We start from the raw sequence: 26,065 nt of genomic DNA, 5'->3' as shown, positions 1-26,065 counted from the left end.
TTGCGCCAATTCGAGTGTCGGGAAAGCGCAAAGTCGAAGCCAGAGAGCAAGCTATCGCGTTGCTCGAGCGTGTGGGCCTGGCAAACAAAGCGGCAGCGTACCCGCAACAGTTGTCCGGCGGACAGCAGCAACGCGTCGCAATCGCGAGAGCACTCGCGATGAACCCGCCAGTGATGCTATTTGATGAGCCAACCAGCGCGCTGGACCCGGAGATGGTCGGCGAGGTCCTGAATGTGATGAAATCGCTTGCCCGAGACGGGATGACGATGGTTTGCGTGACGCACGAAATGGGATTCGCACGTGAAGTGAGCGATCGCGTCTGGTTCATGGATAAGGGAGTCATCCTCGAACAGAATTCCCCAGAGGAGTTCTTTCGTTCTCCACAGCACGCAAGGGCGAAGGCATTTTTATCAGACCTCAGGTCGCACTAGCATCGCACACGATTAATGCGCTCCCGAACGCCGTGCGATTGTCGTGTCGAGCTTCGTCGGAATGTGCTGCCTCGTTACATGTTCGCAGCGACGGCCGGCAATCCATCTCATTCATCAGCCGGGCCAGAAATGCTGCGACGGTAGAGTGACACCAGCGCGAAATATCCCTACCTACCTCTCAATCGCCACTTAACCGGGCAACTCACTTTCATGACCGATAGCAGGCTTCGCTTCCTAAGCGCGACAGACGCACAACAACTGATCGCGCGAAAGGAATTGTCGGCACTCGAGTACGTAACGGCGTCGCTCGACGCGATTGACGCGGAAAACGGTACGCTGCACGCTTTTCTCGACGTCTATCGGGACGAAGCGCTCGCGGCGGCACGCGACGCCGACAATCGCATGGTTCGAGGAAAAACTAGCGGATCGCTTCATGGCTTGCCGTTTGCCGTTAAGGATCTGATCGATGTCGAAGGTAAGCAGACCACTGCGCAATCGGATGTCTTGCGTCATAAAGTTGCCAACCAGGACGCCGTCGTTACGCGTCAATTGCGCGATGCGGGTGCAATCCTGATCGGGAAACTGGCGCTCGAAGAATTCGGCATCGGTTCGCCATCCGATGCATTGCCGTGGCCGGCAGCACGCAATCCCTGGGATATCGAATGTACGCCCGGAGGCTCGTCGAGCGGCTGTGGCGTCGCTTTGGCCGCGTGCCACGTGCCGCTGGCGATTGGCACCGACACAGCAGGCTCCGTTCGAAATCCTGCCGCCATGTGCGGGGTGGTTGGCCTCAAGCCGACATACGACCTGATCAGTCGCCAAGGCGTCTTTCCACTTGCACCATCGCTCGATCACGTCGGCTTGATGGCGCGCACAGCTAACGATTGCGCGCTGCTGCTCGATGTTCTGCAACGTGGCGCTGGCCGGCCGGTCACCGCCAGCGCAGCGCAGGTGAGCGACTTGCCACTGCGCAGTCTCCGAGTTGGATTGCTCGCGCATTTCTATATGCGCGATGTCTCTGCAAGCGATGAGACGCGTGCTGCGCTCGCGTCGGCTGCACGTGAACTAGTTCAACTTGGAGCCGAGTTCGAAGAGGTCGAGGCGAGCGATCTCCAGTCATATCACCGGTGCGGCGCTACGCTTCTGCGCGTCGAGGCCTATGCGATTCACCGCGAGTTTCTGACTCACGCGCCTGAACGCTACGGCGCTCGCTGTCGCGACGTGCTTCTAGGAGGCGCTGCGGTTCTGCCGTCGGAATACGCGCAGGCGCAGAGACAACAACGCGCTCTGGCGGACGAAATCGATCACCTGCTCGACACATCGGACATTCTGATGACCGGCGTCTCAGCAGAAACTGCCGCGTCACTCGCCGACGAGGAGGCCGTGAACAAATCTACTAATGAAATGCGCGTGCCGTTCAATGTAACCGGCCATCCGGCGCTGTCGTTCTGCATCGGCTTTTCATCCGACGGTTTGCCTATCGGTGCGCAGTTGATCGGACGGCGTTTTCAAGAAGCAAAACTGTTGGCAGTCGCAGCTGCATACCAAAGTGCGACCCGGTGGCATTTGCAGCATCCGTCCGTGCCGTTTGCACGCCGCTGCAGATCTGCGCGAGGCGAATAGCGACTCCCGATTGTGGGACTTTGCAACTTTAACGGAGGCATGGCATGGCCCAGAACACACGTTCGCTGATTGAAGACCTTGAAACCCGGTTGTCAGCGGGTGAGATTAGCAGCGGCGCTCTAGTCGAAGCAGCGTTGACAGCCGCCGGCACTCAGGATGTGGCGTTCACCCGTATTTATGCCGAAGCGGCGAGGGCCGATGCGGCTGTGGTGGACACACGGCACGCGTGTGGTCTCGGAAGGTCAGGTGCGCTAGCGGGCATCCCGATCACGATAAAAGACAACATGGATGTTGCAGGCGAACCGACTGCGGCGGGCTCGAGTGTCCTTGCAAACGGAGCCCCTTCGGCGGCTGCTGACGCTTTTGTGGTGAGGCGGCTTCGCGAAGCAGGTGCGATCATTTTAGGCAAGACGGCAATGGCGGAGCTCGCCATGTCATCTGTCGGTCTGATTGCAGGAACCGCTAGTCTGCCCAACCCGCTCGATCATGAGCGCGTTCCCGGCGGTTCTTCGTGCGGCGCGGTCGTGTCGGTTGCCATGGGAGCCGTGCCCGCCGCACTTGGCACCGATACGGGTGGTTCAGTGCAAATTCCTGCCGCGCTATGCGGGCTCGTGGGTTTTAAAGCAACCGCTGCACAGATTTCATGCGAAGGTGTCGTTCCACTCTCGCGCCATCTCGACTCGATAGGAACAATCGCAACCTCCGTTCGTTGTTGCCGCATTGTCCATGAGGTGCTGGCCCGAAAACCCCGAATCCATTCGCCCGACGCAGCGCTGAGACCTATCAGGGGACTGAGGCTCGCCGTGCCACAGAACTATGTGCTGGACGATCTCGAACCCCCAGTGGCTGCGGGATTTGAACGGGCCCTCCGGCTTCTGTCGGAACAGGGAGCCATTTTGCAGGAGATTAACCTCCGCGAACTTGACCGCATCCCCGATGTTTATCAAGGTGGTGGTTTCTCGATGGCCGAGATTTATGCGTGGCTAAGGGCTCGCGGTTTTCTTGAACCATCGCACATTGCAGCGCGAGCATTTTCACGAATCGAACAGGGCGGCGTTCTTTTGGCTTCCGACATGCTTGACAGGCTTTCGTTGCGTTCTTCTCTCGTCGAGAGCGCCGAGCAACAGACAAGGTGGTGGGATGCAATGCTGATGCCGACGTGCCCGATACTTCCGCCGCTGATTTCCGCCGTCGCTAGTAACGATGGGTACAACCACTACAACATGCTGTTGATGCGAAATACACGTGTTGCAAATGTCCTCGATCGCTGTGCGGTGACCCTTCCCGTTGACTGCTACGGTGGGCTCTCTATCGGGCTTACCTTGATGGGAAACCCGAGGTGTGACGACGCCTTATTCGATATCGCGGAGGCCGTAGAAAATCTTTTTGAACCCGTTTCGAGCAAAGCGTCAGGGCGGCATGGATATAAAACAGTGAGGTAAAGCCTTTTTTCTACTCTAATTTTTGCCTGCAAAACGGACGGAAGCAGGTGGACTTTCCCGGACGTGATCCGATCCTGTGCGGGCCACCGGATGCGCGACCGCAGCGAATGCATAAAGTCTCAACCATTCGCTGTACCCCTCTACGAGGAAACCTCCCGAGCGTTCAATGTATTGCTGCCGGGAGGTTTCATACACGTGCCGAAGCGCGAACCAGGGGACGTGAGGCAAGTCATGGTGAACCAGATGGTAGTTGTTGTTCAGGAACAGCAGGCGCCAGTACCACGCTGCTTCATTGATCACGGTCCGATGCTCGTGCTCGTGTGCGGTGCGATGTTCCTGAAACGAGCGGACCGACCCGAACGACAACGCGCCATAACCCACGCCGATAACGAACACCCATGCGGGTATTCCGCACACGCTCTGTAGTACGAAAGTCAAAACGCCCAACGCCGCGAAGTGCGCGAGCCACATCGGCACATCGCGCCCATCGCCGTGTCTGATTTTGTTGAGCGCGGTCACGCCGGTCGCGGCGATCGCGAATGCCGGACCGATCAGCAATCGGCCGAAAAAGGTGTTGCGGAACGTGAGCAATGCGCGAATCGGCGCACCCGCGCGCATCCATGTGGCGTAGGCCACGAAGTAGCTTTCGGGATCGCGCTCGGGAACGGTCAGGTGCGGGTCGTCATGGTGTTGCAGATGCGACTCGCGATACACGCCATACGGAAACCATACCGCGAGCGGTGCGAATCCCAGTAGCGCGTTGACCAGCGGCCAGCGTGTGGGATGGCCGTGCAGGAGTTCGTGTTGCAGCGACATGTACCACGCGCCCAGCAGCGCCAGCAGCACCGTGGTGAGCGGCAAGCCGAGCTCGCGCGCATGCGTCGCGACGCCGATCCATCCACCGTAAATCGTGACGATCAGCAGCCAGGTCGGCCATTGCGTGCGCCATGTCCAGCTTCCCGCCATGTCGGCGAGCGATTTGCGCTGCGTTTCGTCGAGATAAATCGCCATGGAGTGAATCGGTCATAGTGCACGTTTGTATGCATGCTACGGACCAATCCGGCGCCTCAAAACCATTTTGTTCGGCAATGCATCTGCAAAATCTTGCATAGGCCGTGGGGTTATATGGGTATGCCGCCGCGGTGGCTGAATGCAAACACCGGCGTTGTCGGCGTCAGTTCGCTTCCGCCACACGGCACTTGTGATCCTGCAAACCTTCGGCCGAGCCGCTGCCGTTGTCGAGATTCAGGCCGCTATTCACGATCAGCCAGCCGTCTTTCTCAGCCGACGTTCCCGCGCCCGTCACGAGGATGGTTTGCATCGCCATGGCGTCGGCATCCTTGTTGTCGCGCGCGACGATCTGAAACGGATCGTTCTGCTGGGTGAGCGACGTGACGCGCATGATCCGGTAGCGATTGCCGTCGAGCGTGTCCCAACGCCATTGGCCCGGTGAGTCGTTCGCGTGCTGTGAGAGTGTCTCGCTCACGTCGCCGCGCAAGCAGTCGATGTGAATATGCAACTGATTCTGCGAGCGCCGGAAAGCCGAGTTGATTTCGAGGCTCAGTTGGCTATCGGGCAACGAGCGTTTGACCGCCTTCTCGACGTAGACGCGCGAAGCCCATGCATCGGCCCAATACGGCTGCGCGTGCGGCTCCAGAATCAGCGGGCTTTCGATGCCGGTGATGCGGTCGGTCGGAATCAGCAGATGCTGCGAGCGTCCGACGATGTCCTTCAGAATCGCATAGCGCTTGTCGAGGTCGACACTCGTGCATTGCCCCGACGTGCCGGTGGCCTGCTGCGACGGCACGCAGCGCAGCGAAACGATTTTCCACAGCGCGTTCGAATCGACCGCGGCGAGGCGCGCACACGCGGTGGCGGCAAACGCGAGGATCAGTACGACGGCGCTGCGCGACACGACCCGCTGCATGCGGGCGCGGACCGGCATCACAGCACGGGTGCCGGCAGCACGCCGAGCACCTGTTCGAACGCGACGCCGATCGCCAGCAGCCGCCGGTCGTGGCCGAGCGGGCCATCCAGTTCGAGACCGACCGGCAGACCGCTCGCGGTCATCCCCGCCGCGAGCGACAGGCCGGGAATGCCGGACGTGCTCGCCGGATCCGTATTGCGCAGAAACGCGTTCATCGTTTCGATCGGTCCCGACCCATCGATCGTGACCGTCGACGAACCGTTCAACTCGTCGATCGGTACCGCGGCGAGCCGGGTGGTCGGGAACAGCAGCGCGTCGAGACGTTCGTCCGCGAAAGTGGCGGCAATGTATTGCTGCAAGCGCGGGCGCCACAGATTCAGCGCAGCGTCGTATTGCGCGTCGAGCACACCGGCGAGTACGCCGTCGTAAATCTCACGCACGTCGGGGCTCGCAATCCGCGCCGCCAGTTCGGCGACGGTTTTCACCGGTGCGTTGTTGGCGTCGAGCCAGGCCTGCACGTCGACGAGCGCTTCGTGAATCGCGATCGGACCGCCGACCAGCGCGTTCAGCGCATCCAGATCGCTCATCTCGACCGGCACGAATACGACGCCCGCCGCTTCGAGCCGGGTCAATGCGGCGCGCGCCACGTCTTCGAGTAGATGTTCGAGTCCTGTCCACAGCGGCGCAGGCAAGCCGATGCGCAGGCCGCTCGGCGTGATCAGCGGCAACGGTCCCGCGCCGGTGATCACGCCGTCGAGCAACGCAATATCGGCGACGGTGCGTGCCATCGGTCCCACAGTGTCGCGTGTATGGCTGATCGGCACGACCGCATCGGGATCGTGGTAGCGCCGCTCGGCGCCGCCATTGCCGACCGACGGACGAAACCCCGCGATGCCGGTGAGCGCGGCGGGAATGCGGGTCGAGCCGCCGGTATCGGTGCCGAGGCCGGCGGGCACGATGCGCGCGGAGATTGCCGCCGCCGTGCCGCCCGACGAGCCGCCCGGAATCAATCCGGGGTCGTAGGGATTGCGCACCGGGCCCGCATGCGCGGCGAGATTCGTACTCGTGATGCCGAATGCGAGTTCGTGCATGTTGGCTTTGCCGAGCACGATGGCGCCGGCGTCGATCAGACGCTGCACCGAAGGTGCATTGTGCTTCGGCACGAAGCCCGCGAGAGCTGGCGTGCCCGCTGAAGTCTGCAAGCCGGCGGTGTTGATGTTGTCCTTCACGACGATCGGCAAACCGGCGAGCGGCAACTGCGCTTTCGCTTCGGGCGCAAGCGCGTCGATGCGTTTTGCCGCGGCGAGCGCGCCGTCGAGATCGAGTGTGGTGAGGGCGTTCAGACTGCTGAGCGCGCCGGCGCGCGCGAGCAACGTGCCGATATAGTCGACGGCCTCGAGGCGGCCTGACTGGATGGCGGCGACCGCTTCGGTTGCGGTCAACGCGAGTTGTTCATCGACGGTCCATGTCATGGCGGGCGTGCTCAGAGCGAAGGTGTCGCGTATTCTGGCACAACCCTTCCGGACGCGACGTCTTGCACGCCACGTGCGGACGAACCTGGGTCGATGCAAGCGCCCGGTTTACTGTCGGTTATCGATCCACATGCGTCCCCAGCGGAATGCATAGGCGAGCGCATGCTCTTCGTCGAAGAAATAATCGAGCGCGTCGAACGAATACGCCTGGTGATTCGCGGAGGCTTTTTCGATCGTCAGGTTCGCAGCAAACAGGCCGTTAGGCAGCCGTTGCGCGGCGGGTGCGACTTCGTAGCCCTTGTAGCGGATATTTGAATTCATGGTCGTGGCAGTGAGTATGCCCGCATGTGTTGCTAAGGAGCCGATGGCGAAGAGGCGATACTGTGCGTCTGGCAACCGGTGAATGAGCGGGCAAGGTGAAGCGTAGGCCGCGCCGCGCAGCGGGTGAACCAATGATTCGTCGTAAGCAAATCAGCGCGATTCTGGAACGATCTTCAGATGACCGGTTCAGTCGATAGACGCTGCGTTGAACACACTATCCGGCGATGAATAAACACCGTCTGTTATGTGGCGCACGGTTCGTGTGCTACACCGTGCAGGGTTTGCGCCGATGTAAAGGAGACGAAGGGGCAACGCGGAAATGAAAAACGCCGTGGACCGGAGTGTTCCGGTTGCCACGGCGTTTCGATATGAGCGTGACGCGCGGCTTCAGACCGCGTGCAGCAGGCGTGTGGGTTGCGGTGTGTCCGGCTGCGAGCCGCCGAGCGGCGCTGCACCGGCGGCAGGCGTGCGATGCGCGTTGAACGCGAGCGCGAATTGCGCCGCTTGCTGACCGACCGTTGCGAGCTGGTCGACGACCTTCGGGTCCGAGCAGGTGTCGACGGTATCGAAGCGCGTTTCCAGCGTGTTGATGCCGGCGCCGAACGGCGTAGGCCAGCCACGCAGCGCGTGCACGATCGAGCGCAGCGAAGTCAGCACCGAGCCGGCTGCCTGCCAGCCGTAAGCTGTGACGATACAGCCGACCGCGCGGCCGTCGAGATACGGACGCTCGTCGGCGCGCAGTTCCTCGAGCGTATCGAGCGCGTTCTTCACGAGGCCCGACACGCCGCCGTGATAACCGGGTGTCGCGATGATCAGCGCGTCTGCCTGGCGCACCGCTTCGATCAGTTCGAGCTGTTCGTCGGTACGTTGTGGGTTTTCCGGCGCGTAGTGGGGCAGGCTATGCAGGAAGGTGCCGCCGAACAGCCGGGTATGCGCGCCGGCCGCTTCGGCGCCGCGCAACGCAAAGCCGAGCGCGCGCTCGGTCGACGACGCCGCGCGTGTCGTGCCGCCGATGCCGACGACGAGCGGGCGGCGGTGATGATCGAATCTGGTCAACGAAATGCTCCTTCGGTAGCGGCTCACGGGACGCTGGCGCGGGGTGCGCGAGAGACGTGCCGGAACGAACCGGACTTTGAAGCGTCATCTTAAATGACCGCCGCCGCGCGCACGAAGCGACTTTTTGTTCTAACGATATAACCGGACGGGGTTACCGGCGCGGCCCGGCGGCGGCGCCGCGCCGCTGTCGTGCCGTTGCCGCGCGCGCTGCAATGCTGTTGAAGCCGCGCTGGATAAGCATATGGCGAACGATTGTTTGGGGGTGCGATGCCGCGCGGCTATGATCGAATCGTCTCCTCCATGACACTCCTTGACATGGGACTCGGCCTCGCTACGTCAGTGGTGAGGCTTTTTTTTTGTCCGCGCTTCCTGTCCCTGTATTTGCCGCGCGGCGCTCCGGCGGCTTCACAAGGACGCCGTTTTTCGCGTGCTACGATCGTCCGTCAGGCGATTCACGACGAGGTCGAGCAGCAATGACAACGCTTTATGACACGCTCGGCGTGCCCATGCACGCCACCGAAGAAGAAATCAAGCGCGCTTACCGGAAGGCCGCGATGAAGTGGCATCCGGACCGCAACCACGGCGCGGAAGACGTCGCGCGCGCCACCTTCCAGGACATCAAGGACGCGTACGCGATCCTCTCCGACGCCGCGCAGCGCAAGGTGTACGACACGGTCTACGCGGAGCAGATGCGCGGTTGGGAAGCGCAGCGCGCGCGCCGGCAGCAGGCGCAATCCGAGCGGGAAGCGGCCACGCGCGCAGCCGACGAAGCCGCTTACGCGCAAATGGTGTCGCTCGCGATGCGTTTCGCCGACGAAGGCCACAATCGCGACGTGCTGTTCGGCGTTTTGCTCGGCCGCCGCTGCGAGGCGAGGCGCGCGGCGCAGATCGCGGATAGCGTGGCTGCTTTGCAGGCGTCGCGGCGCGAGGCAGAGAAGGGTGATGCGGGTGCGGAGACCGAGACACCCGATAGCGCGCCGCAAGCTGAAGTTGCAGCCGAAGCAGAAGCCGAAGCAACTTCTGCTCAACAGGCGGCGGCCGGTCACGTCGGCGGTACTCAACAAGCCAAACGTGAAGACAATCCCCACGACGCCAATCCAGCCGGTGCATTGGGCGGGCTCTGGTATCAATTCCTGAATAGCCTGCGGTTCTAAAACCGATCGCGTACCGATTACCGCGTTTCAGGCGTGTCAGTCAGGACACGCACGCTCTTTATCCGGGCCCTATCCGCCAACAGAATGACGCCCTTGGCGCATCTACCGGATAAGGCTCACCGATGAATACTTCAATCACACACGGCGCGGACCGCACGCGTCGGTTCATTCTCGCGGCCGTTTGTCTCGCCGCGCTCGTTTTACCGCTGGCGTTTTCCGGCGGCGCGGTCGCTACGCCCGCGATCGGACGCGATCTCGGCGGCAGCGCGGCCTCGCTCACGTGGATCACCAATGCGTTCATGTTGAGCTTCGGCAGCCTGCTGATGGCCGCCGGCGCACTCGCCGATCAGTTCGGCCGCAAACGGCTGTTCACGTGCGGCCTCGGCGGCTTCATCGCGAGCTCGTTGGCGCTCGCTTGCGCGCCGTCCGTGATCTGGCTCGACGTGTTGCGCGCGTTGCAGGGCGTCGCGGCGGCGGCGTCGCTCGCGGGCGGCACGGCGGCGCTCGCGCAGGAGTTCGACGGCCATGCGCGGACTCGCGCGTTCAGCATGCTCGGCACGAGCTTCGGCGTCGGTCTCGCGTTCGGTCCGTTGATGGCCGGTGTGCTGATCGCGCATTTCGGCTGGCGCGCGATTTTCGTCGCGATTGCTGTGCTCGGCGCGCTGGCCTGCGTGTTCGGCGTGCCGCGAATGCGCGAGACACGCGATCCCGCCGCACGCGGTCTCGACTGGCCGGGCACGCTCAGTTTCACCGGCACGCTCGCGTGCTTCACATTCGCCGTGATCGACGCACCCGCCGACGGTTGGTCGAGCGCGCGTGTGGTCGGCATGCTGGTCGCGTCGGCCGTGTTGCTGGCGGTGTTCGTGATCGTCGAAATGCGTGTCGAACGGCCAATGCTGGACTTGAGCCTGTTCCGTTATCCGCGTTTCGTCGGCGTGCAGATTCTGCCGATCGGCACTTGCTACTGCTACATCGTGCTGATCGTGATGCTGCCGCTGCGCTTTATCGGCGCCGAAGGTCTCGGCGAACTCGACGCCGGCATGCTGATGATCGCGCTGTCGGCGCCGATGCTCGTCGTGCCGATGCTGGTCGCTTCGCTGACGCGCTGGGTGTCGGCCGGCGTGTTGTCGGGTGTCGGCTTTCTGATCGCGGCGCTGGGGCTCGGCTGGTTGAGTCGCGTCGACGTCAGCGCGGCGCCGCAGTCGGTGGTGCTGCCGATGCTCGTGATCGGGATCGGCGCAGGCATGCCGTGGGGTTTGATGGACGGTTTGTCCGTGAGCGTCGTGCCGAAGGAGCGGGCCGGGATGGCGTCCGGTATTTTCAGCACGACGCGCGTGGCGGGCGAGGGCATCGCGCTTGCGATCGCCACTGCGCTGCTCGCCGCGCTGTCGCAAGCGAATCTCGCGCGACTCCTGCCCGACGCGAGCCCCACGATGGCGGCGCGCGTGGCCGTCGCAGCCGAGCGTCTGACGACCGGTGGACTCACGCAAGCGGCAGCGAGCTTGCCGCAACTCGGCGTGCACGAACTCGCGTCGAGTTATACGCATGCGTTCACGAGTCTGCTGCATGTGCTGATCGCGATCACGCTGCTGTCGGCGTTGGCATCGTTCGCATTCCTGAGTCGTGCGGGGAGCGCGCGCGAGTCGTGTCTCGTCTGATGATCGGACGATGCATTTGGCCGCCAGACGATAGACGTAGACCGAATTGATATAGAGCGCGGCCTTTGGCGTTGGAAGGCGCGCTTCTAGAATTGTTTATACGTCCGAAACGTGTGTCTGCCGTTTGAACGCTCACACGAATCCGGTGCTCACAGTTTCGACGCTGCCACGCATGCGGGTTTGCAACTCACGCCCGCTTCTCCGTTCGCCCTCCACGTTGCGCATTCCGAGAGGCACGATAGCCATGTTGACTTTCATCGTCGTGGTCGCGGTCGCGGCCTTTATCCCCTATGTCGCGACGCCGGGCATCGAGAAGGGCGTGAAAGCGATCACGCCGCAGTCCGCTGAGATGCGTTTCGATGTATCGCCCGCGGCGGCCTCCGACGGCAGCGATGCCGCGAACCGCATTCTGTCCGGACAACGCGAAACGGACGCCTCGGTTTGAATTTTTTCAGACGACGACAGGGATCCTGTCTCCGGTGCATTGGCGACAGCTTAATGTAATATTCCAGTTCGTCCAGCCGGTTTTCGTCCCGAGCGAAAAAATGTGGCGCAAGCAATTAAGGCATCGTAGTGTCACGCAGACGCAAGACTGACTCGGCAGAATCGCGGCCAGAAACAAAAAAATCGTGGGTACGGGGTAAGCGTGACCAGAAAATACAAGGTGCTGTTTCTCTGTCGCGAGAATTCAGCACGTAGCATCATTGCCGAAGCTTTATTAAGGGAATTGGCCGGACACCGGTTCGACGCATTCAGCGCCGGACCGGAGCCGGCCGCGCGCGTTCATCCGCTGGCGATTGCACAACTGCGGCCCGGCATTTCCGATCTCGGCGCGCTGTGCCCGAAAAGCTGGCTGGAATTTACAGGCGAATGGGCGCCGCGCATGGACCTCGTGGTCGCGTTGGACGACTGCATGGCCGGCGAACACGCGCCCGGTTTCCCCGGCGGCCCGGCGGTATGCAACTGGGTCTTTGCGAATCCGCTCGCGAACGACCTCTCCGAAACGGAACGCGGGCGTACTTTCGACAAGGTGTTCTGGCAGACCGTCCGCGAGGTTAGCGCACTCATCGAATTGCCGAGGTACGCCGAAGCGCCGCTGCGCGAGAACCACGCGCATGGCGTGGAGACGGAGTCGGCAGAGCCGGTGAGCGCGGCGCCGCGCAATCCGGCCTTCTACCGTATGTGAATTGCCCACGCATGCGACGCGACCGATAAACGCGAATCCGATCGCGGCGCGCGCGGTCAATTTCACTGCGCGGTTTTATCGGAGTTCATCGAGTCGCTGGACGACATCGCATGCATGTCGGTGCTGCTCGAATCCATCTTGCTCATCGTGTCGCCCGGCATCGCCGCCATCGGGCTCGTGACCGGATCGCCGCGATAAGTCATACCCGCTGTTGCCGCACTATGCGCGTTGCCGCCGCCCGTGCCGCCCTGGCCGTTGCCGCCGCCTTGTGCGAAAGCCGTACCGCATACCGCGAGCGAAATCGCCGTCGACCCGACCAGCATCCATTTCTGCATTGAATTGCGCATGACATTTCTCCGTGCGAGCACATCAGGTCCGATGGTCGCGGCGAGCTGACGTAAGCCGCTAAAAAGAGGCTGGTTGCGCGGCAGGAAGATCATGGCCAGTCCCCGAAGGGCAACGCGCCATTGCGTTGCTCTGACGGGATATACGGCAGAGGGAGGCTTCTGGATTCAAGCGGAGATCATGTCGATCTGAAAGTGCGATGCACGCCTGCGCGCGCCGATGAATCTGCCGTGCCGGTTTTTATCCGGCGACTGCGGGTCGGGCTTCATGCGAAACGGTGTGAACGGCCTACCTGTTTAACGATTATTCGAGCGTGCCAGCGGACTGCCTGCAAACGGATCGTTCTGCCAATCCACCCGTTTCTTCGCGGGCACGGCTGCAGCCGGCGTTGCCGTGGGCGTGGCCGACAGTTCGAAGTGACCGATCGATTGACCTGCGCTGATCGCCTGTTTGAGCCATTGCGGCATGTCGCCTTGACCGTCCCAGGTATCTCCCGTCGCGCTACGATAGCGCGCGTTTTTTTGACCGCCTTGCTCTTTCGCAAGCACGGCAGCCAGATCTTCTGGTTTGATACCAAACTCTTCCATGCGATGGCGGAGATACGCAATCATGCTATCTCGCTTCCGTTCGTCCATAAGATATTCGTCCTTCTAAAGCGTCTGGCGTTCTGTCAGTTACAGATTGCAGGGGTCCGCCGCGAGGGCCTCGCGCCCATGCAGATGGGGCCGGCCCGCGGTGAAATGATTAATCGAAGGAAATTCCATTGGCGGCGTCAAATAACGTCCACCTGTAAATGCGTGACAACGATGCACTATAAGTGCTCACTACCCACTCTACTGCCAGGCCAGATCAATGACCGGGCGAACGACTGAACCAACCGCCGGACCACCCGGATCACTGCGAGCCGGCCGTGCCAATCAATGAATATTCAAACTGTCCGCCGCACGGCACATGTGACTGGATAAGCCACGCTACTGCTGTGGGAAAAAACGGTGATGACAATGCATTGATTGCGAACGGCTGGCTTCATGTCCACGCTCCGTCTCTCGCCGGTGAGTCTGCGGGGCCGATTTTTTTGCGTTATAGCCGCATCATAACGCACTGTCGGCCCAATGCACGCGCCGCCGCGCCTGATTTTCGCATTTGAGCGTGGCGCTACGCCGATAATCGGTGCCGCGGCCAGGGTTGCCGGCGAGATTGCAATCCTGCGCGACCGAACTATAACCAAACTGCGGAGCGACACTCCGTGTTTTCCAGCACCATGACCTTCGATTCCGGCTAGCCCGCGAGGGCACGCCGGTCATCGGTTAACGGTATGGCAACTAGTCACTTGTTTAGTTCAATGACTCGCCGCAGCAGTCACGTATACGTATTCGCCCGTAGGCCCGCTTGAATTTGGCCACATGACGTTTTTTCGCGGATCAATTCTTTGGAAAGACGGACATTGCTGCGCCCGATTCAAGGAGTCTGGACATGAAATTACGTTTATTGATCGCATTGGCAAGTGCGGTGCTCATTCTTGCGCCGATCGCAACCGCGGCATTCGAAGGACAGCAGCCCGCGAGCGCGTCGTCGCAAACCTTGATGTAGAACGCCAACGAATCGGCGCAAGCCACCACCGACATTTCATATGGCGATGCGGATGCAACACCGGCAACCGGCACGCAGGCCGTGCGCAACGTCTCGTATGGCGGGGTGAGTTCGGGCCGTGTGGAGGCGGGTGGTCGCGACGACCGGCCTTGCTCCGGCGCAGCGGAATGCAAGATCTACTTCGGCCGCTGATCGGGATGACTGGAATGGCTGAAATATCGAGCGCGTGCTGCGGGAGAACGTTCGAGCGTCGATCGAGCCGCCTCCCGCTTTTTCCCTTGCGACGTTTACGCCAGCGCCAGTCCGAGCAAACCATGTGCCCGCGATGCACCCGTCAGCACGTTGCGCGCGGGTCGCGCGATAACCCCACACGCGAGTCCAATTTTACGGAGTCGTCAGCGAGCGATTAAAGACGATGTTATGGTGTGCGCTATTCCAGCTTCACCCCCGCTGATTTTTTCAAAACTCAACGCTTAAGACGCATAAGCCGCACATAAAGAAGCAGGCCCGTGTTGCCTGCTTTTCTATTTGTGGCGTGCGCTGCATGAATCGATTAGTCCGGTGCGGCCACTCTAATCCCAATCGTTGTCGACTTACTCACAAACAATACTATGTTGATCGAAGATAATCTGCCGGCGAGTTCGGCCTCGCCGGACGATGGCGCGTCGTCGTCGGTGCGTTCGTGGCTTGCGGTCGTCGCCGTTGCAATCGGCGCGTTCGCTTTCGTGACCACGGAATTCCTGCCGGTGGGTTTGTTGCCGCGCATCGCGGCCGACCTCGGTGTGCTGCCGGGCACGGCCGGTCTGATGGTTACCGTGCCGGGCGTAATCGCCGCTCTCTCTGCTCCGGGCTTGATGCTGGTGGCGGGACGCATGGACCGTCGGCGCGTGTTTCTGCTGTTGACGACGTTGTTGCTGGCGTCGAATCTGATCTCGGCGTTTGCGCCGAGCTTCGTGGTCATGCTGGTCGGGCGCGCACTGCTCGGTGCGGCATTGGGCGGTTTCTGGACACTCGCCACGGCCGCGTCCGGGCGTCTCGTGAAGCCGAAGGATTCGGCCCGCGCGATGGCGACAATCCTCACCGGCGTCACCTGCGCAACGGTTATCGGCGTGCCGCTCGGCACCTTCATCGCGAGCTTCGCTTCGTGGCGCGCTTCGTTCATGGCGACCGGCGTGCTCGTTGCGATCGCGCTCGTCGCGCAGTTCTTTTTCGTGCCGTCGCTGCCGTCGAGCGCGGCGTTGCGTCTGCGCGATCTGGTTGCGCTGTTGCGTCGGCCGCATCCGCGTCGAAGCATGCTGATGGTCGCGCTCGTATTCGGCGCGCATTTCTCGTCGTACACGTACGTCACGCCGTTCCTGCTGCACAACGCCAGTTTCTCGATGGCGACGATCACCTGGCTGCTGCTCGGCTTCGGCCTGATCGGCTTCGTTTCGAACTTCGCCGTATCGTCGACGGTAACGCGCAATCTGAAAACGTCGGTAGGCGCGATGGTTTCGTTGCTGATGTTCGCGCTACTGGCGATGCCGCTTCTGCAGCATTCGCCGCTCGGCGTTGCGGCGTTGGTGCTCGCGTGGGGCGTGTCGTTCGGCGCGCTGCCGTTGTGCTTCAGCGTATGGATTCAGCGTGCGACGCCGGACTCGCCGGAAGCCGGCTCCGCGTTGTTCGTGAGCATCATCCAGGTGGCGATCGCCGTGGGCTCGCTGGTGGGCGGCGTGGTGGTCGACCATGTCGGCATTTCCGCGGACTTCCTGTTCGGCAGCGGGCTGGGTCTGCTGGGACTGGCCGCGCTCGCCAGTTTTGGGCGAGGCGACCAGACGGCGGCGTCTTCGCTGGCGGGTTCGGTGTGTCCCGACGCTCAATCGTGAACGAGGTGGGCGGGGGCGTCGGACACTTCGCCGCTGCCGCTGTTCGCATCCGCCTCGCCGACCAGCGTCCGCCTGAAAATTTCCACGAGCGGACGCAAGTTGATCTTGTGCCATGCAGCCCATAGCGGCATGCGATAGGTGAACCACGGCACTTCCCTGAGCACGACGCCGGCGGGCACCTGCTGGCGCAAACTGCTCTGAATCATCGCGGCACCGAGACCTGCGGCCACCAGCCGCAATGCGGTGAGCGGCTCGGGTGCTTCCATCGAGATCGCCGGCGTAAATCCGGCGCGCGCGCAGGCCGCGACAAAGTTGTCGTGCTTGAGCACGCTTTCCTTATGCAGCACGGCGATCCAGTCGAGTTTGCCGAGCGCTGCGGGCGTGAGCTTCGGCGCGGCGGCCAACGGATGCGAGTCGGGCAGCGCAAGCAGCATCGGATCGCTCAGCAGTTGTGAGCAGTCGAGGTCCGGATCGTTTTTGAGCGGCGGCTCACACACCAGCGCGACATCCAGACTGCGTTGCCGCAATCCTTCCAGTTGCTCGGACGACGGCAGGTTGTACAGCGCGATATGCACAGCGGGCCGATCTTTGCGCAACGCCCGCAATGCGTCGGACAGCACGCCCGAATGCATCGCGTTCTCCAGATACCCGATGCACAGCCCGCCCTCATCGCCGCGACCGAGGCGCCGCGCGAGCGATTCGAGACGATTCGCGTGAGTGAGCAGCGCGCGCGTTTCCTGAAGAAACGTGCGGCCGTCGGCGGTCAGACGGATGCGCTGCTGGCTGCGCTCGAAGAGCGTCAAACCAAGACGCTCTTCGAGCTGGGCGATCTGCCTGCTGAGCGGCGACTGCGAAATATGCAGCCGTTCCGCAGCCCGGCCGACGTGTTCCTCTTCGGCGACGGCGACGAAATAGTGGAGTTGGCGGATATCCAGCACTTGAGACCTCGTAGGACACAATATTGGCTAATTATGTCTTGGACGGACTCGCCGTGACAACCTAAACTGGCTTCACTGTCATCAACGAAGGGTTCGAAATGAGCATCAAGGACAAGCTGGAAGGCAAGCTGGGCTTCGGTACGGCGCCTTTGGGCAACATGTATCGCAACATTCCCGAGGCAGAAGCGCAGGCAACGGTCGACGCGGCCTGGGACCATGGCGTGCGCTACTTCGACACAGCGCCGTTCTATGGAGCGGGGCTCGCCGAAATCCGCCTCGGCGCGGCGCTCGCAAAGCGCAATCGCAACGATTACGTGTTGAGTACGAAGGTCGGCCGTCTGGTTCTCGACGAGATCGAAGAGCCGGCCGCGCGCGACCTCGGTGAGAAAGGCGGCCTGTTCGAGTTCGGCCGCCCGAACAAACTGGTCAACGATTACAGTGCGGACGCCACGCTGCGTTCGATCGAAGACAGCCTCAAGCGTTTGAATACCGATCGTCTCGACATCGTGTGGGTGCATGACATTGCGCAGGATTTCTACGGCGACGAATGGCTCGCGCAGTTCGAAACCGCGCGCAAAGGGGCGTTCCGGGTGCTGAGCCGTCTGCGGGAAGAGGGCGTGATCAGCGCATGGGGACTCGGCGTCAATCGAGTCGAGCCATGCGAATTGACGCTCGATTTGACCGAAGCGCAGCCCGACGCCTTTCTGCTCGCCGGCCGCTACACGCTGCTCGATCATGAGCGCGCGTTGCAGCGTCTGATGCCCGCAGCGGCGCGGAAGCACGTCGATATCGTCGTGGGCGGTCCTTATAGTTCCGGCGTACTCGCCGGCGGCACGCACTTCGAGTATCAGAAGGCGTCGCCGGAAATCCTTGCGAAGGTCGAGCGCATCAAGGCGCTTGCGCAACGCCACCAGGTGAGTGTGAAGGCGGCGGCATTGCAGTTTTCGTTGGCCAACCCGGCAGTGGCGGCGGTGATTCCGGGCGCTAGCAAACCCGAGCGGATCGCCGAAGATTTCTCCGCGTTGGCGCAGATCGTTCCCGCGGCTTTCTGGCAGGAGATGCGAGAGCAACGCCTGGTCGCCGCCGACGCTCCGTTGCCGCTTACCCAAACCGGAGTGTGATATGGCACATACCACGGCATCTCTTGAAGTCCCGGCGACCGCGGACCAGGTCTGGCAACTGATCGGCGGCTTCAATTCGCTGCCCGACTGGTTGCCGCTGATTGCGGTCAGCGAATTGAGCGAAGACGGACGGCTGCGGCATCTGAAGACGGCGGACGGGCAGACCATCGTCGAGCGGCTCGAAGCGTTCGATGACAAATCCCGCACGTACAGTTATTCGATCGTAGACGCGCCGTTTCCGATTACCGGCTATCTGGCGACTATCGGCGTCGAGGAGATTGCCGGTATGGCGACGTCGCTCGTCACGTGGTCCGGTAGTTTTTCGCCGGTCGGCGTGAGCGATGAAGACATCGCGCAGCTGTTTCACGGCATTTATGCCGAGGGGCTGGCGGCGTTGAGGCAGACGATTCTGTCGCGCGTCGGTTAAGGTCGTTCGCCGTTCGGTTGCAGGGCATCACGGGTTTCGACGGGATGCCCTGCAACCTGGCGGTCGATGAGGTTAATGAATCTGGCATGATCTCGAAACAGTGCAGGCGATCGGGTTGAGGCGCGCGGCGGCGAATGCTCGTGGTCTTCATGAGTTGTCTGTGCGCCGGTGTTGAATCCCGCGACCTTGCCCGCATGTGCTTGTGTCGAGCAACGAGAGTAGCCAGGCCGATAACATGATCAAACCCGAATTTACCGAGCCCGATAGCGCGCGCCCCGAGTTGCTGTGCTTCCTCGTCGCGATCGCGGCGGCGTCGTACGCGCTGACGGAGGAGTGGCGCGTCGATCATGTGGTCGAATGCTGCCGACGCTGGCTGGATAAGAACCGCGTGACCATGCACTGGCTCGACCGGGTTCGTATCGGCCAGCTCGCGCTGAAAATCGCGCGTAAGGATTTGCTCGAGGCCGGCGTCGCGGTTCGCTTGTCCAGTGTGAATGCGTTGTTTACGGACGAGATGGAGCTCAATGGCGCGAGCACGATGGTGCAGAAGATGATGGTGTTGTGTCAGGAGGCGCTTTGAACCGGTACTTTCGGAACCGGCATTAGCGGTCGAACTCCTTCGTCTGTTCCTCCTCTTCATACATCTTGCCGAATCCCGTCGGCACCATAACGAGAGAGCGATCCGTCGGATCGCCGTTCTCCACTAATGCAAACGCCTCGGCAATGATGCCTTGCACGTCCTGCCGCAACATGGTCACGTCGAACGGCAGATACGCTGCGAACGGGTCCCAGTCGAAGCAGCCGACCACCACCGATTTCCACGCGTCGTGCGGCAGTGTCGCCATGAACTGGACCATGCCTTCGAGCGCGGTAATCGAATTCATCAGCAAACCGAACGGTAGTCGACCGAGCTTTTCGTAGCGAACGGTCAACGCGCGTTTGGCCGCGGCGGCGTTGTAGCCGCAGCACTCCACGGCGTCTTCGGCGGCAGTGATATGGCGGGCCTCGAGCGCATCGCGGAATCCCGCAATACGCATTTCGGTCGCGTATTCATTGGCCACCCCTCCCAGCAGCACCAACTCGTCCGCGTCATGGCCGCGCGCCAGCAGTTTTTCGATCAACAGCTCGGTAATCGTGGCTGAACCTTTGCGATTGTCCGTGACGACCGACGGCGCGCCGTCGCCAGGCAAGTCGAGATTGATCGACCGTATGCCGGCAGCCGTGCAGAGTTCGTTCAGCGGTGTCGGATTGCGCAGGCCCGCGATGAACAGCAACTCGACCCTCTGCGACAACAATGTTTCCGTGACGCTCACCTCGACCTCAGGATCACGCTGGGTGCCCACGACGATCGGGCAAAGCCCCCGGCTGCGGGCCTGGTCTTCGAAGGTTTGAGCGAGCCCCGCAAAGAAGCGGTTCCGGTAGTGCGGAAGAATCATCCCGGCGAGCCCCGAGCGCGACAGCCGGAGGCCGCGCGCTTTCATGTTGACGTTGTAGCCGAGTTCGCGCGCGCATTCGAGAATCCGGTTCGCCGTCTCCTCCTTGATCCGATAGCGGGCCCACGTGCCGTTCAGCACCATGCTCACCGTCGACGTTGAAGATCCCGTTGTCTTTGCGATGTCGTAAATCGTGGACTTGCGTCCGGGGTTGCTGCTTGCCATCAACGTTGCTCCGAGCGCATTTTCCGTCGTTCATGTTCCGGGAAAGGTAACCGTTTCGTAATCGGTGCCGTACCAGGGTAACTCCGAGTCGACCGATTTGCTGAATAGATTCAGCATACCCCAACCCGAATTGCTAAATGGATTCAGCAAATGTTTAGCAACGTCTAAAAACGGGTTTTTTCAAACACATCGAGCGTCTGCCGGCACGGACAGGCGTTCAACGGAGGAGACATGTTCAAGAACATCATCCGCACTTTGGGCGCAAGCGCGGTCGCGCTCGCTTTGACGACGAGTTTCGCATCGGCCTCGCCCGACAAACCCGTCATCGGTGTGGTCGTGAAGATCGGCGGCATTCCCTGGTTCAACGCGATGGAAGCCGGGATCAAGAAGCGCGCCGACCAGCTCGGCGTGAAGGCCTTCATGGTCGGGCCGACGAGCGCGGACCCCGCGCTTCAGGTGCGAGCCATCGAGGATCTGATTGCGCAGCACGTCGACGTGATCGGCGTCGTGCCGAACGACGCGCAGGTGTTGGAGCCGGTGCTTCAGCGCGCGCGGGCAGCGGGTATCAAGGTCATCACGCACGAGTCCCCGAAACAGCAGAACGTGGATTGGGACTTTGAACTGGCGTCGGCCAAGGGCTTTGGCGAAGCGTACGGAAAGCGCCTCGGCGAGGCGTTGGGCGGCAAGGGTGAATATGCGGTGTTCGTCGGTTCGCTGACGGTGCCGCTTCATAACGCATGGGCGGATGCGGCCATTGCCTATATCAAGGCGCACTATCCGGCGATGACTCTCGTCGGCGATCGCTACGGCGTTGCCGAAGACGTGGACGCGTCGCGCAAGACCGCGCTCGACCTGATGCGCGCGCATCCCGGTCTGAAAGGCATTCTCGCGTTCGGTAGCCAAGGTCCGATTGGCGCAGCGCGTGCGGTTGCGGAGCAGCAGGCGAAAGGCAAAGTCCTGGTTCTCGGGCCGTTCTCGCCGGGTCAAGGCCGGAAACTCGTCCACGACGGCGTGCTGACGGGTGGCTACATGTGGAATCCGGAAATCGCCGGCGAAGTGTTCGTGACGCTCGGCACGATGCTCGCGAAGGGGCAGCCGGTTAAGGACGGCACGAATATCCCGGGTCTCGGCGTCGTCCACCCCGATGGTCACAATCTGATTGTCGACCAGTTGGTGGACCTGAACGCCAAAACCGTCGACGACCTCGCCAAGATGGGCCTCTGACGCAGCGAGACGGGTGAGCGCGCCTCGCGCGCGGCTTACCCGGAAGTTAGCGGTACGACACGTCTGCTTGCGAGCGGGTCGCGTGCAAGTCCATCGGAGCGTTTCCATGAGTCAATCAGCATCCACTGCCAGCCTGCCTTCCCGACGAGGCGACGCGAGCAGTGCCACGGCCGCGCTCGATGCAGGCCGCGCGCCCCTGCTCAAGCTCGAGAACATCTCCAAGATATTCGGCGGCGTCAACGCGCTGCGCGCCGTGAAATTCGACGTGATGCCCGGCGAAGTGCTTTGCCTCGCGGGCGAGAACGGCTGCGGCAAGAGCACCATCATCAAGATCATCAGCGGGGTCTATCAGCCGGAACCCGGTGCGGTGATGCTGATGGATGGCGAGTCGATCGAAGGTCTCGATCCGGCCCGAGCCCGCGACCTCGGCATCCAGGTCATCTGGCAGGATCTCGCGCTTTTTCCTGAAATGACCGTCGCGGAGAACATCGCTTTCGAGCAGAACCTGGGGGCGCGTCCGCGCATCGTCAGCTACGCGAAGATGAAGGAAGCCGCACGCCGGATTCTCGAGCGGCTCGGCGTGTCGATCGATCTGAGCCGTTCTGTTCGCTCGCTGTCCATCGCGCAGCGCCAGGTCGTGGCAATCGCGAGAGCGCTGGTGCGCGATGCCCGGCTGGTCTTTATGGACGAGCCGACCGCGTCGCTCAGTCATGCCGAAACGGAAGCGCTGTTGACCATCGTCCGGCGGCTTTCGGCGGATGGTATTGCCGTGGTGTTCGTCAGTCACCGGCTTGCTGAAGTGTTGAACGTCTGCACCCGTGTGACCGTTTTCCGCGATGGGCAGTATGTGGGCACCTTTCCCACTGAAGGGATGACGCAAACCCGTCTCACGGAATTGATGACGGGCCGCACGTTCGACTATGAAGTACGCACCACCGATCTGACGAAAGCGCCAGTCGTGCTGGAAGTGCAGGGCTTGTCGCGAAGCCGCCAGTACCATGATGTGTCGTTCGACGTGCGGCGCGGCGAAATACTCGGCGTCACAGGACGCCTCGGCGCCGGACGTACGGAAGTTGCGTTGTCGCTATTCGGAATGACGCGGCCCGATGCGGGCTCGATCCGGCTCGACGGAAAAGCGCTGTCGCTGCGTACGAATCGCGACGCGATCCGCGCCGGCATCGCGTACGTATCGGAAGACCGGCTCCAGCTCGGACTCGTCCAGCCGCAATCGATCGGAGACAACACAGTCGCGGCCGTGTTGGATCACCTTCTGGACGGCACGCACCTGATCGCCGCGAGAAAGCGCAATGCGCTGATTCACGACTGGATTCAACAACTGGCCGTGAAGATCGGCAAACCGGACGACGCGGTCTCGACACTGTCCGGCGGCAACCAGCAGCGGATCGTGCTCGCGAAGTGGCTGGCAACGAACCCGAAGCTGCTGATCCTGGATTCGCCCACCGTGGGCGTCGATGTGGGTGCCCGTGCCGGCATCTTCGCGATCATTCACAAGCTTGCCGCCGAGGGCATGGCCATCTTGCTGATATCGGACGAAATTCCGGAAGTCTATTTCAACGCCGACCGGATTCTGCATATGCGCGACGGCCGCATGGTTAAAGAGTACGTGCCGGGAACCACAACGATGGAACAGATCGAGCGAGACGTCCATGCCTGATTTTCGCAAACTCGGAATCGGTTCGATCGAGGCGTTGCTGATTCTCGTCATCGCCATCATGGTGATCGGCCTCAGCCTTTCGACCTCGACCTTTCTCACGCTGCCCAACCTGTTCGATCTGCTCAACCAGAGCTCCGTCAACATCATCTTCGCGGTGGGATTGCTGGTCGTGCTGATTGCCGGCGGCATCGATATCTCGTTCGCTGTTGGTGCGTCAGTGGTCCAGTACCTCACCGCGTTGACCGTGATGCGGCTCGGCGGCGGCAACTGGGCGCTCGGTTTCATCGTGTCCGCATTGTTCGGATTCCTGCTGGGTTCCATCAACGCGACGATCATCTACCGATTCCGTATCGTTTCGATCGTGGTGACGATCGCCACGTTCAACGTGTTCTTCGGCGGCCTGATGTTTCTCACGGGCGGCGTGTCGATCTACGATCTGCCGGACTGGTGGACCGACCGGGTCTCGATCGTCAATTTCAGCACCGCGAGCGGCAATGCGAATCTCGCTTTGCCCGTGGCTGTGATGGTGGTCATGGTTGTCGCGACGTGGTTTTTGCTACGACGCACGACAACCGGCCGGCAGCTCTATGCGATGGGCGACAACCCCGAAGCGGCGCGACGCGTCGGGGTCGACATCGGGGCGATGCATTACATCGCGTTCGGCTGGCTCGGGATGATGGCCGGGATTGCCGGACTCATGCAGGCTCATTACGTGCAGGAAGTCGTGCCGAACGCGTTTTACGGGCGCGAACTGGATGTGCTCGCCGCGGTGGTGCTCGGCGGAGCGAGACTGGGCGGCGGACGCGGCACGATTCTCGGCGCGATCCTCGGCATCCTCCTGACCGCGATCACCGCGAACGGCCTGAACCTGCTCGGCATCTCGCCGTACGCGTTCAAGATGATTATCGGCGCCATCATCCTCGTCGCCATTACGTTGTCGAGCGGTGGGTTCGCCAAACTCGTCGGCACGCGATTCACGTCACGCAGCGTAAAGGCCTCGTCATGAAAACGTCCTCATCACCCCGCACGGCCGCGTCGTTCATCGCGCCGGATGTTGCCGGCCTGCTCGGATTTCTCGTGCTGGTCATCGCCGTGCTGAGCTTCGCGTCCGACCAGTTCTTCTCGGCGAGTACATTCGTGTCGGTCGCTTTCCAGTTGCCGGAACTCGGGTTCTTTACGCTGGCCATGCTGATGCCGCTGATTTCCGGCGGCTTCAATCTCTCGGTGACGTTCACCGCGAACATGTCGGGTCTGGCGATGGCGTGGGTGCTTCGTCATTACGGCGGGGCGGATGCCGGCGCGTTGGCCGTGATCCTCGGCATTGCAGCCGCATTGGCCACCGGTGCCGCGGCCGGATGGGTGATGGGTGCCGTGATTGCCCGGACCGGGGCAAGCCCGATCCTCGTGTCTTTGTCGATGATGATCTTCTTGCGCGGACTCGGGGAGTTCCTCACGCGTGGCGGCGACATCTCCGGGTTCCCGCCGTTCGTGCGCGAAATGGGCAACGGCGTTTTTCTCGGCATACCGATTCCGCTCCTGATCTTTCTCGGTTGCGCGTTGCTGTGGCACGTTGTCATGACGCGTTCGCGCCTCGGTTTCGCCACGCGGATGATCGGCTCGAATCTTGAAGCCACGCGGTACTCCGGCATCGCGACGACACGCGCCGTCACGCGGATTTACATGCTGTCGGGGCTGATGTGCGGCGTCGCCGGCGTGGTGATGGCGGCCCAGTTCAATTCGGTTCGCGTGGGACACGGCGAGGCATTCCTGCTGATCTCGGTACTGGCGTGCTTTCTCGGCCGCGTCGATCCGTTCGGCGGTTTTGGTCGCGTGGTGCCCGTCGTGATTGCACTCGTGATTCTGCAAGTCATTGCTTCCGGCCTCAATCTGCTCGGCGCCAACCAGCATCTGGCGACTGCGTTGTGGGGCGTCTTCCTGCTTGCTGTGATGCTGTTCCGCTGGGCATGGGCGAACGGCATGTCGAAAACTTTGGTCCGCAGGCGCGTGACCGCATCTAAAGGAGTGACACAATGAACAAACTTGGCGTACACGCACTGGTCTGGGCTGGCGACCTGACACCCGAATCGACGCGCAAGGTTTTGAGCCAGACCAAAGCGGCCGGTTTCGATCTGGCCGAGCTGTCCCTGCATGGTCCGAAGATCATGGATCTGGCTTATACGCGCGATTTGTTGCAGGAACTCGAACTGGACATCGGTTGCTCGCGTGGTCTTACGTTCGATGCGGACGTGTCCAGCGACGACGCAGCGACAGTTGCCCGCGGCGTATCGTTGCTCGAAGAAGGTATCAGTATCACGGCGGAGCTGGGCGGCAGTTACTTCGGCGGCATTCTGTATGGTGCGATGGGGAAATACAACGCGCCTGTTACGCCGCAAGGCCGCCGTAACGCGGTCGACTCGCTCAAGCGCATTGCCGACTTCGCGTTGAAAAAGAACGTGACGCTAGGGCTTGAAGTCGTCAATCGCTACGAGAGCAATCTGCTGAATACCGCATCGCAAGCACTTGCGATGATCGACGAAGTGGGCGCGCCCAATGTGGTCGTTCACCTCGATACGTATCACATGAACATTGAGGAATCCGATTTTATGCAGCCGGTTCTTCAATGTGGTGATCGTCTCGGTTACGTTCATATTGGCGAAAGCAATCGCGGATATCTCGGCTCCGGAACCATCGACTTCGCGCAGTTCTTCCATGCACTCGCGATGATCGACTACAAGGGCATCGTGACGTTTGAGAGTTTCTCGTCGACGGTCGTCAACGAGCAATTGTCCAATGCGCTGGCAATCTGGCGCAACCTGTGGGACGACGGGATGGATCTCGCGACGCATGCGCGCGGGTTTATCGCGGGCGGCATCAACGCTGCCGCTAAAGCCAGGGCGCACCACTGAACAACGTTTGTCGTATGGAGTCGGGTGGCGTCGCCTCGAATGTGTC

25 protein-coding genes are annotated in these 26,065 nt (G+C 61.7%); 16 read left to right on the top strand and 9 right to left on the bottom strand.

The window, feature by feature from the left end; all coding sequences use genetic code 11:
• The 3 genes from PQQ51_RS27985 to PQQ51_RS27975 form a co-directional block, all read left to right on the top strand.
• Window positions 1-431 (top strand): amino acid ABC transporter ATP-binding protein (locus PQQ51_RS27985; RefSeq protein WP_408500380.1); only part of this gene is annotated, 431 nt, incomplete at its 5' end.
• A gap of 210 nt (window positions 432-641) precedes the next feature.
• Entirely contained in the window at window positions 642-2,054 is a 1,413-nt protein-coding gene (locus tag PQQ51_RS27980) for an amidase (protein ID WP_408500378.1), read from the top strand.
• Window positions 2,055-2,098: 44 nt separating this feature from the next.
• A complete protein-coding gene (locus PQQ51_RS27975) occupies window positions 2,099-3,496 on the top strand; it encodes an amidase family protein (RefSeq protein ID WP_408500376.1) in 1,398 nt (465 codons plus the stop codon).
• A 15-nt stretch (window positions 3,497-3,511) separates the two neighbouring features.
• Here PQQ51_RS27975 and PQQ51_RS27970 read toward each other — a convergent pair whose 3' ends face one another.
• The 5 genes from PQQ51_RS27970 to PQQ51_RS27950 form a co-directional block, all read right to left on the bottom strand.
• Window positions 3,512-4,507, bottom strand: coding sequence for a fatty acid desaturase (locus PQQ51_RS27970; protein WP_408500375.1), 996 nt, complete (start codon window positions 4,505-4,507; stop codon window positions 3,512-3,514).
• Between the two features lie 163 nt (window positions 4,508-4,670).
• Window positions 4,671-5,441, bottom strand: a complete 771-nt coding sequence (locus PQQ51_RS27965) for a CDP-diacylglycerol diphosphatase (protein WP_408500374.1) — start codon at window positions 5,439-5,441, stop codon at window positions 4,671-4,673.
• A complete protein-coding gene (iaaH, locus tag PQQ51_RS27960) occupies window positions 5,441-6,895 on the bottom strand; it encodes an indoleacetamide hydrolase (protein ID WP_408500373.1) in 1,455 nt (484 codons plus the stop codon). Before iaaH ends, PQQ51_RS27965 begins: the two co-directional genes overlap by 1 nt.
• 108 nt (window positions 6,896-7,003) lie before the next feature.
• Window positions 7,004-7,216 (bottom strand): DUF6566 family protein, encoded by a 213-nt coding sequence (locus PQQ51_RS27955; protein ID WP_408500372.1) that lies wholly within the window; start codon window positions 7,214-7,216, stop codon window positions 7,004-7,006.
• 387 nt (window positions 7,217-7,603) lie between these two features.
• The gene (locus tag PQQ51_RS27950) at window positions 7,604-8,272 is read right to left on the bottom strand and encodes an NADPH-dependent FMN reductase (RefSeq protein ID WP_408500371.1); all 669 of its coding nucleotides are present in this window, start codon (window positions 8,270-8,272) and stop codon (window positions 7,604-7,606) included.
• 473 nt (window positions 8,273-8,745) lie between these two features.
• Here PQQ51_RS27950 and PQQ51_RS27945 point away from each other — a divergent pair, with 473 nt between their 5' ends.
• The 4 genes from PQQ51_RS27945 to PQQ51_RS27930 all read left to right on the top strand — a co-directional run bounded on the left by PQQ51_RS27945 (window position 8,746) and on the right by PQQ51_RS27930 (window position 12,270).
• Window positions 8,746-9,426 (top strand): J domain-containing protein, encoded by a 681-nt coding sequence (locus PQQ51_RS27945; protein WP_408500370.1) that lies wholly within the window; start codon window positions 8,746-8,748, stop codon window positions 9,424-9,426.
• A 122-nt stretch (window positions 9,427-9,548) separates the two neighbouring features.
• Window positions 9,549-11,084 carry an MFS transporter gene (locus tag PQQ51_RS27940; protein WP_408500368.1) on the top strand — a complete coding sequence of 512 codons (1,536 nt, stop codon included), beginning with the start codon at window positions 9,549-9,551 and terminating at the stop codon, window positions 11,082-11,084.
• A gap of 244 nt (window positions 11,085-11,328) precedes the next feature.
• On the top strand, window positions 11,329-11,529 hold the full coding sequence (locus tag PQQ51_RS27935) for a hypothetical protein (RefSeq protein ID WP_408500367.1): 201 nt from the start codon (window positions 11,329-11,331) through the stop codon (window positions 11,527-11,529).
• A gap of 201 nt (window positions 11,530-11,730) precedes the next feature.
• Entirely contained in the window at window positions 11,731-12,270 is a 540-nt protein-coding gene (locus tag PQQ51_RS27930; protein WP_408500366.1) for an arsenate reductase/protein-tyrosine-phosphatase family protein, read from the top strand.
• Between the two features lie 62 nt (window positions 12,271-12,332).
• Here the strand turns inward: PQQ51_RS27930 and PQQ51_RS27925 are convergent, their stop codons facing one another.
• Together PQQ51_RS27925 and PQQ51_RS27920 are read right to left on the bottom strand one after the other, a co-directional pair.
• Complete coding sequence (locus PQQ51_RS27925; RefSeq protein ID WP_408500365.1) at window positions 12,333-12,617, bottom strand: hypothetical protein; 285 nt, start codon at window positions 12,615-12,617, stop codon at window positions 12,333-12,335.
• 294 nt (window positions 12,618-12,911) lie between these two features.
• Window positions 12,912-13,250 (bottom strand): H-NS histone family protein, encoded by a 339-nt coding sequence (locus tag PQQ51_RS27920; protein WP_408500364.1) that lies wholly within the window; start codon window positions 13,248-13,250, stop codon window positions 12,912-12,914.
• Between the two features lie 1,566 nt (window positions 13,251-14,816).
• On the opposite strand from PQQ51_RS27920, the gene PQQ51_RS27915 reads away from it, so the two are divergent.
• Window positions 14,817-16,070, top strand: a complete 1,254-nt coding sequence (locus tag PQQ51_RS27915) for an MFS transporter (protein WP_408500362.1) — start codon at window positions 14,817-14,819, stop codon at window positions 16,068-16,070.
• Here the strand turns inward: PQQ51_RS27915 and PQQ51_RS27910 are convergent.
• Window positions 16,061-17,008 (bottom strand): LysR family transcriptional regulator, encoded by a 948-nt coding sequence (locus tag PQQ51_RS27910; RefSeq protein WP_408500361.1) that lies wholly within the window; start codon window positions 17,006-17,008, stop codon window positions 16,061-16,063. The genes PQQ51_RS27915 and PQQ51_RS27910 overlap by 10 nt on opposite strands.
• A 98-nt stretch (window positions 17,009-17,106) precedes the next feature.
• On the opposite strand from PQQ51_RS27910, the gene PQQ51_RS27905 reads away from it, so the two are divergent.
• The 3 genes from PQQ51_RS27905 to PQQ51_RS27895 all read left to right on the top strand — a co-directional run bounded on the left by PQQ51_RS27905 (window position 17,107) and on the right by PQQ51_RS27895 (window position 19,136).
• The gene (locus PQQ51_RS27905) at window positions 17,107-18,129 is read left to right on the top strand and encodes an aldo/keto reductase (protein ID WP_408500359.1); all 1,023 of its coding nucleotides are present in this window, start codon (window positions 17,107-17,109) and stop codon (window positions 18,127-18,129) included.
• A gap of 1 nt (window position 18,130) precedes the next feature.
• Complete coding sequence (locus tag PQQ51_RS27900; RefSeq protein WP_408500357.1) at window positions 18,131-18,556, top strand: SRPBCC family protein; 426 nt, start codon at window positions 18,131-18,133, stop codon at window positions 18,554-18,556.
• Window positions 18,557-18,791: 235 nt separating this feature from the next.
• The gene (locus PQQ51_RS27895; protein ID WP_408500355.1) at window positions 18,792-19,136 is read left to right on the top strand and encodes a hypothetical protein; all 345 of its coding nucleotides are present in this window, start codon (window positions 18,792-18,794) and stop codon (window positions 19,134-19,136) included.
• Between the two features lie 22 nt (window positions 19,137-19,158).
• On the opposite strand, the gene PQQ51_RS27890 is transcribed toward PQQ51_RS27895, so the two are convergent.
• The gene (locus tag PQQ51_RS27890; RefSeq protein WP_408500354.1) at window positions 19,159-20,214 is read right to left on the bottom strand and encodes a LacI family DNA-binding transcriptional regulator; all 1,056 of its coding nucleotides are present in this window, start codon (window positions 20,212-20,214) and stop codon (window positions 19,159-19,161) included.
• A 231-nt stretch (window positions 20,215-20,445) separates the two neighbouring features.
• Between PQQ51_RS27890 and PQQ51_RS27885 the strand changes: the two genes are divergently transcribed.
• The 5 genes from PQQ51_RS27885 (at window position 20,446) to PQQ51_RS27865 (ending at window position 26,019) form a co-directional block, all read left to right on the top strand.
• Window positions 20,446-21,438, top strand: a complete 993-nt coding sequence (locus PQQ51_RS27885) for a substrate-binding domain-containing protein (RefSeq protein ID WP_408500353.1) — start codon at window positions 20,446-20,448, stop codon at window positions 21,436-21,438.
• 106 nt (window positions 21,439-21,544) lie between these two features.
• Complete coding sequence (locus tag PQQ51_RS27880; RefSeq protein ID WP_408500352.1) at window positions 21,545-23,113, top strand: sugar ABC transporter ATP-binding protein; 1,569 nt, start codon at window positions 21,545-21,547, stop codon at window positions 23,111-23,113.
• Window positions 23,106-24,119 carry an ABC transporter permease gene (locus PQQ51_RS27875; RefSeq protein ID WP_408500350.1) on the top strand — a complete coding sequence of 338 codons (1,014 nt, stop codon included), beginning with the start codon at window positions 23,106-23,108 and terminating at the stop codon, window positions 24,117-24,119. The genes PQQ51_RS27880 and PQQ51_RS27875 overlap by 8 nt, the downstream gene beginning before the upstream one ends.
• Entirely contained in the window at window positions 24,116-25,147 is a 1,032-nt protein-coding gene (locus tag PQQ51_RS27870; protein WP_408500348.1) for an ABC transporter permease, read from the top strand. Before PQQ51_RS27875 ends, PQQ51_RS27870 begins: the two co-directional genes overlap by 4 nt.
• The gene (locus PQQ51_RS27865; protein WP_408500347.1) at window positions 25,144-26,019 is read left to right on the top strand and encodes a sugar phosphate isomerase/epimerase family protein; all 876 of its coding nucleotides are present in this window, start codon (window positions 25,144-25,146) and stop codon (window positions 26,017-26,019) included. The genes PQQ51_RS27870 and PQQ51_RS27865 overlap by 4 nt, the downstream gene beginning before the upstream one ends.
• The last annotated feature ends 46 nt before the right edge of the window (window positions 26,020-26,065 follow it).

It is taken from the genome of Paraburkholderia xenovorans (assembly GCF_046030735.1).
In the GTDB taxonomy this organism is placed as follows: Bacteria; Pseudomonadota; Gammaproteobacteria; order Burkholderiales; family Burkholderiaceae; genus Paraburkholderia; species Paraburkholderia xenovorans_A.
This window is presented reverse-complemented; position numbering and strand designations above follow the sequence as displayed.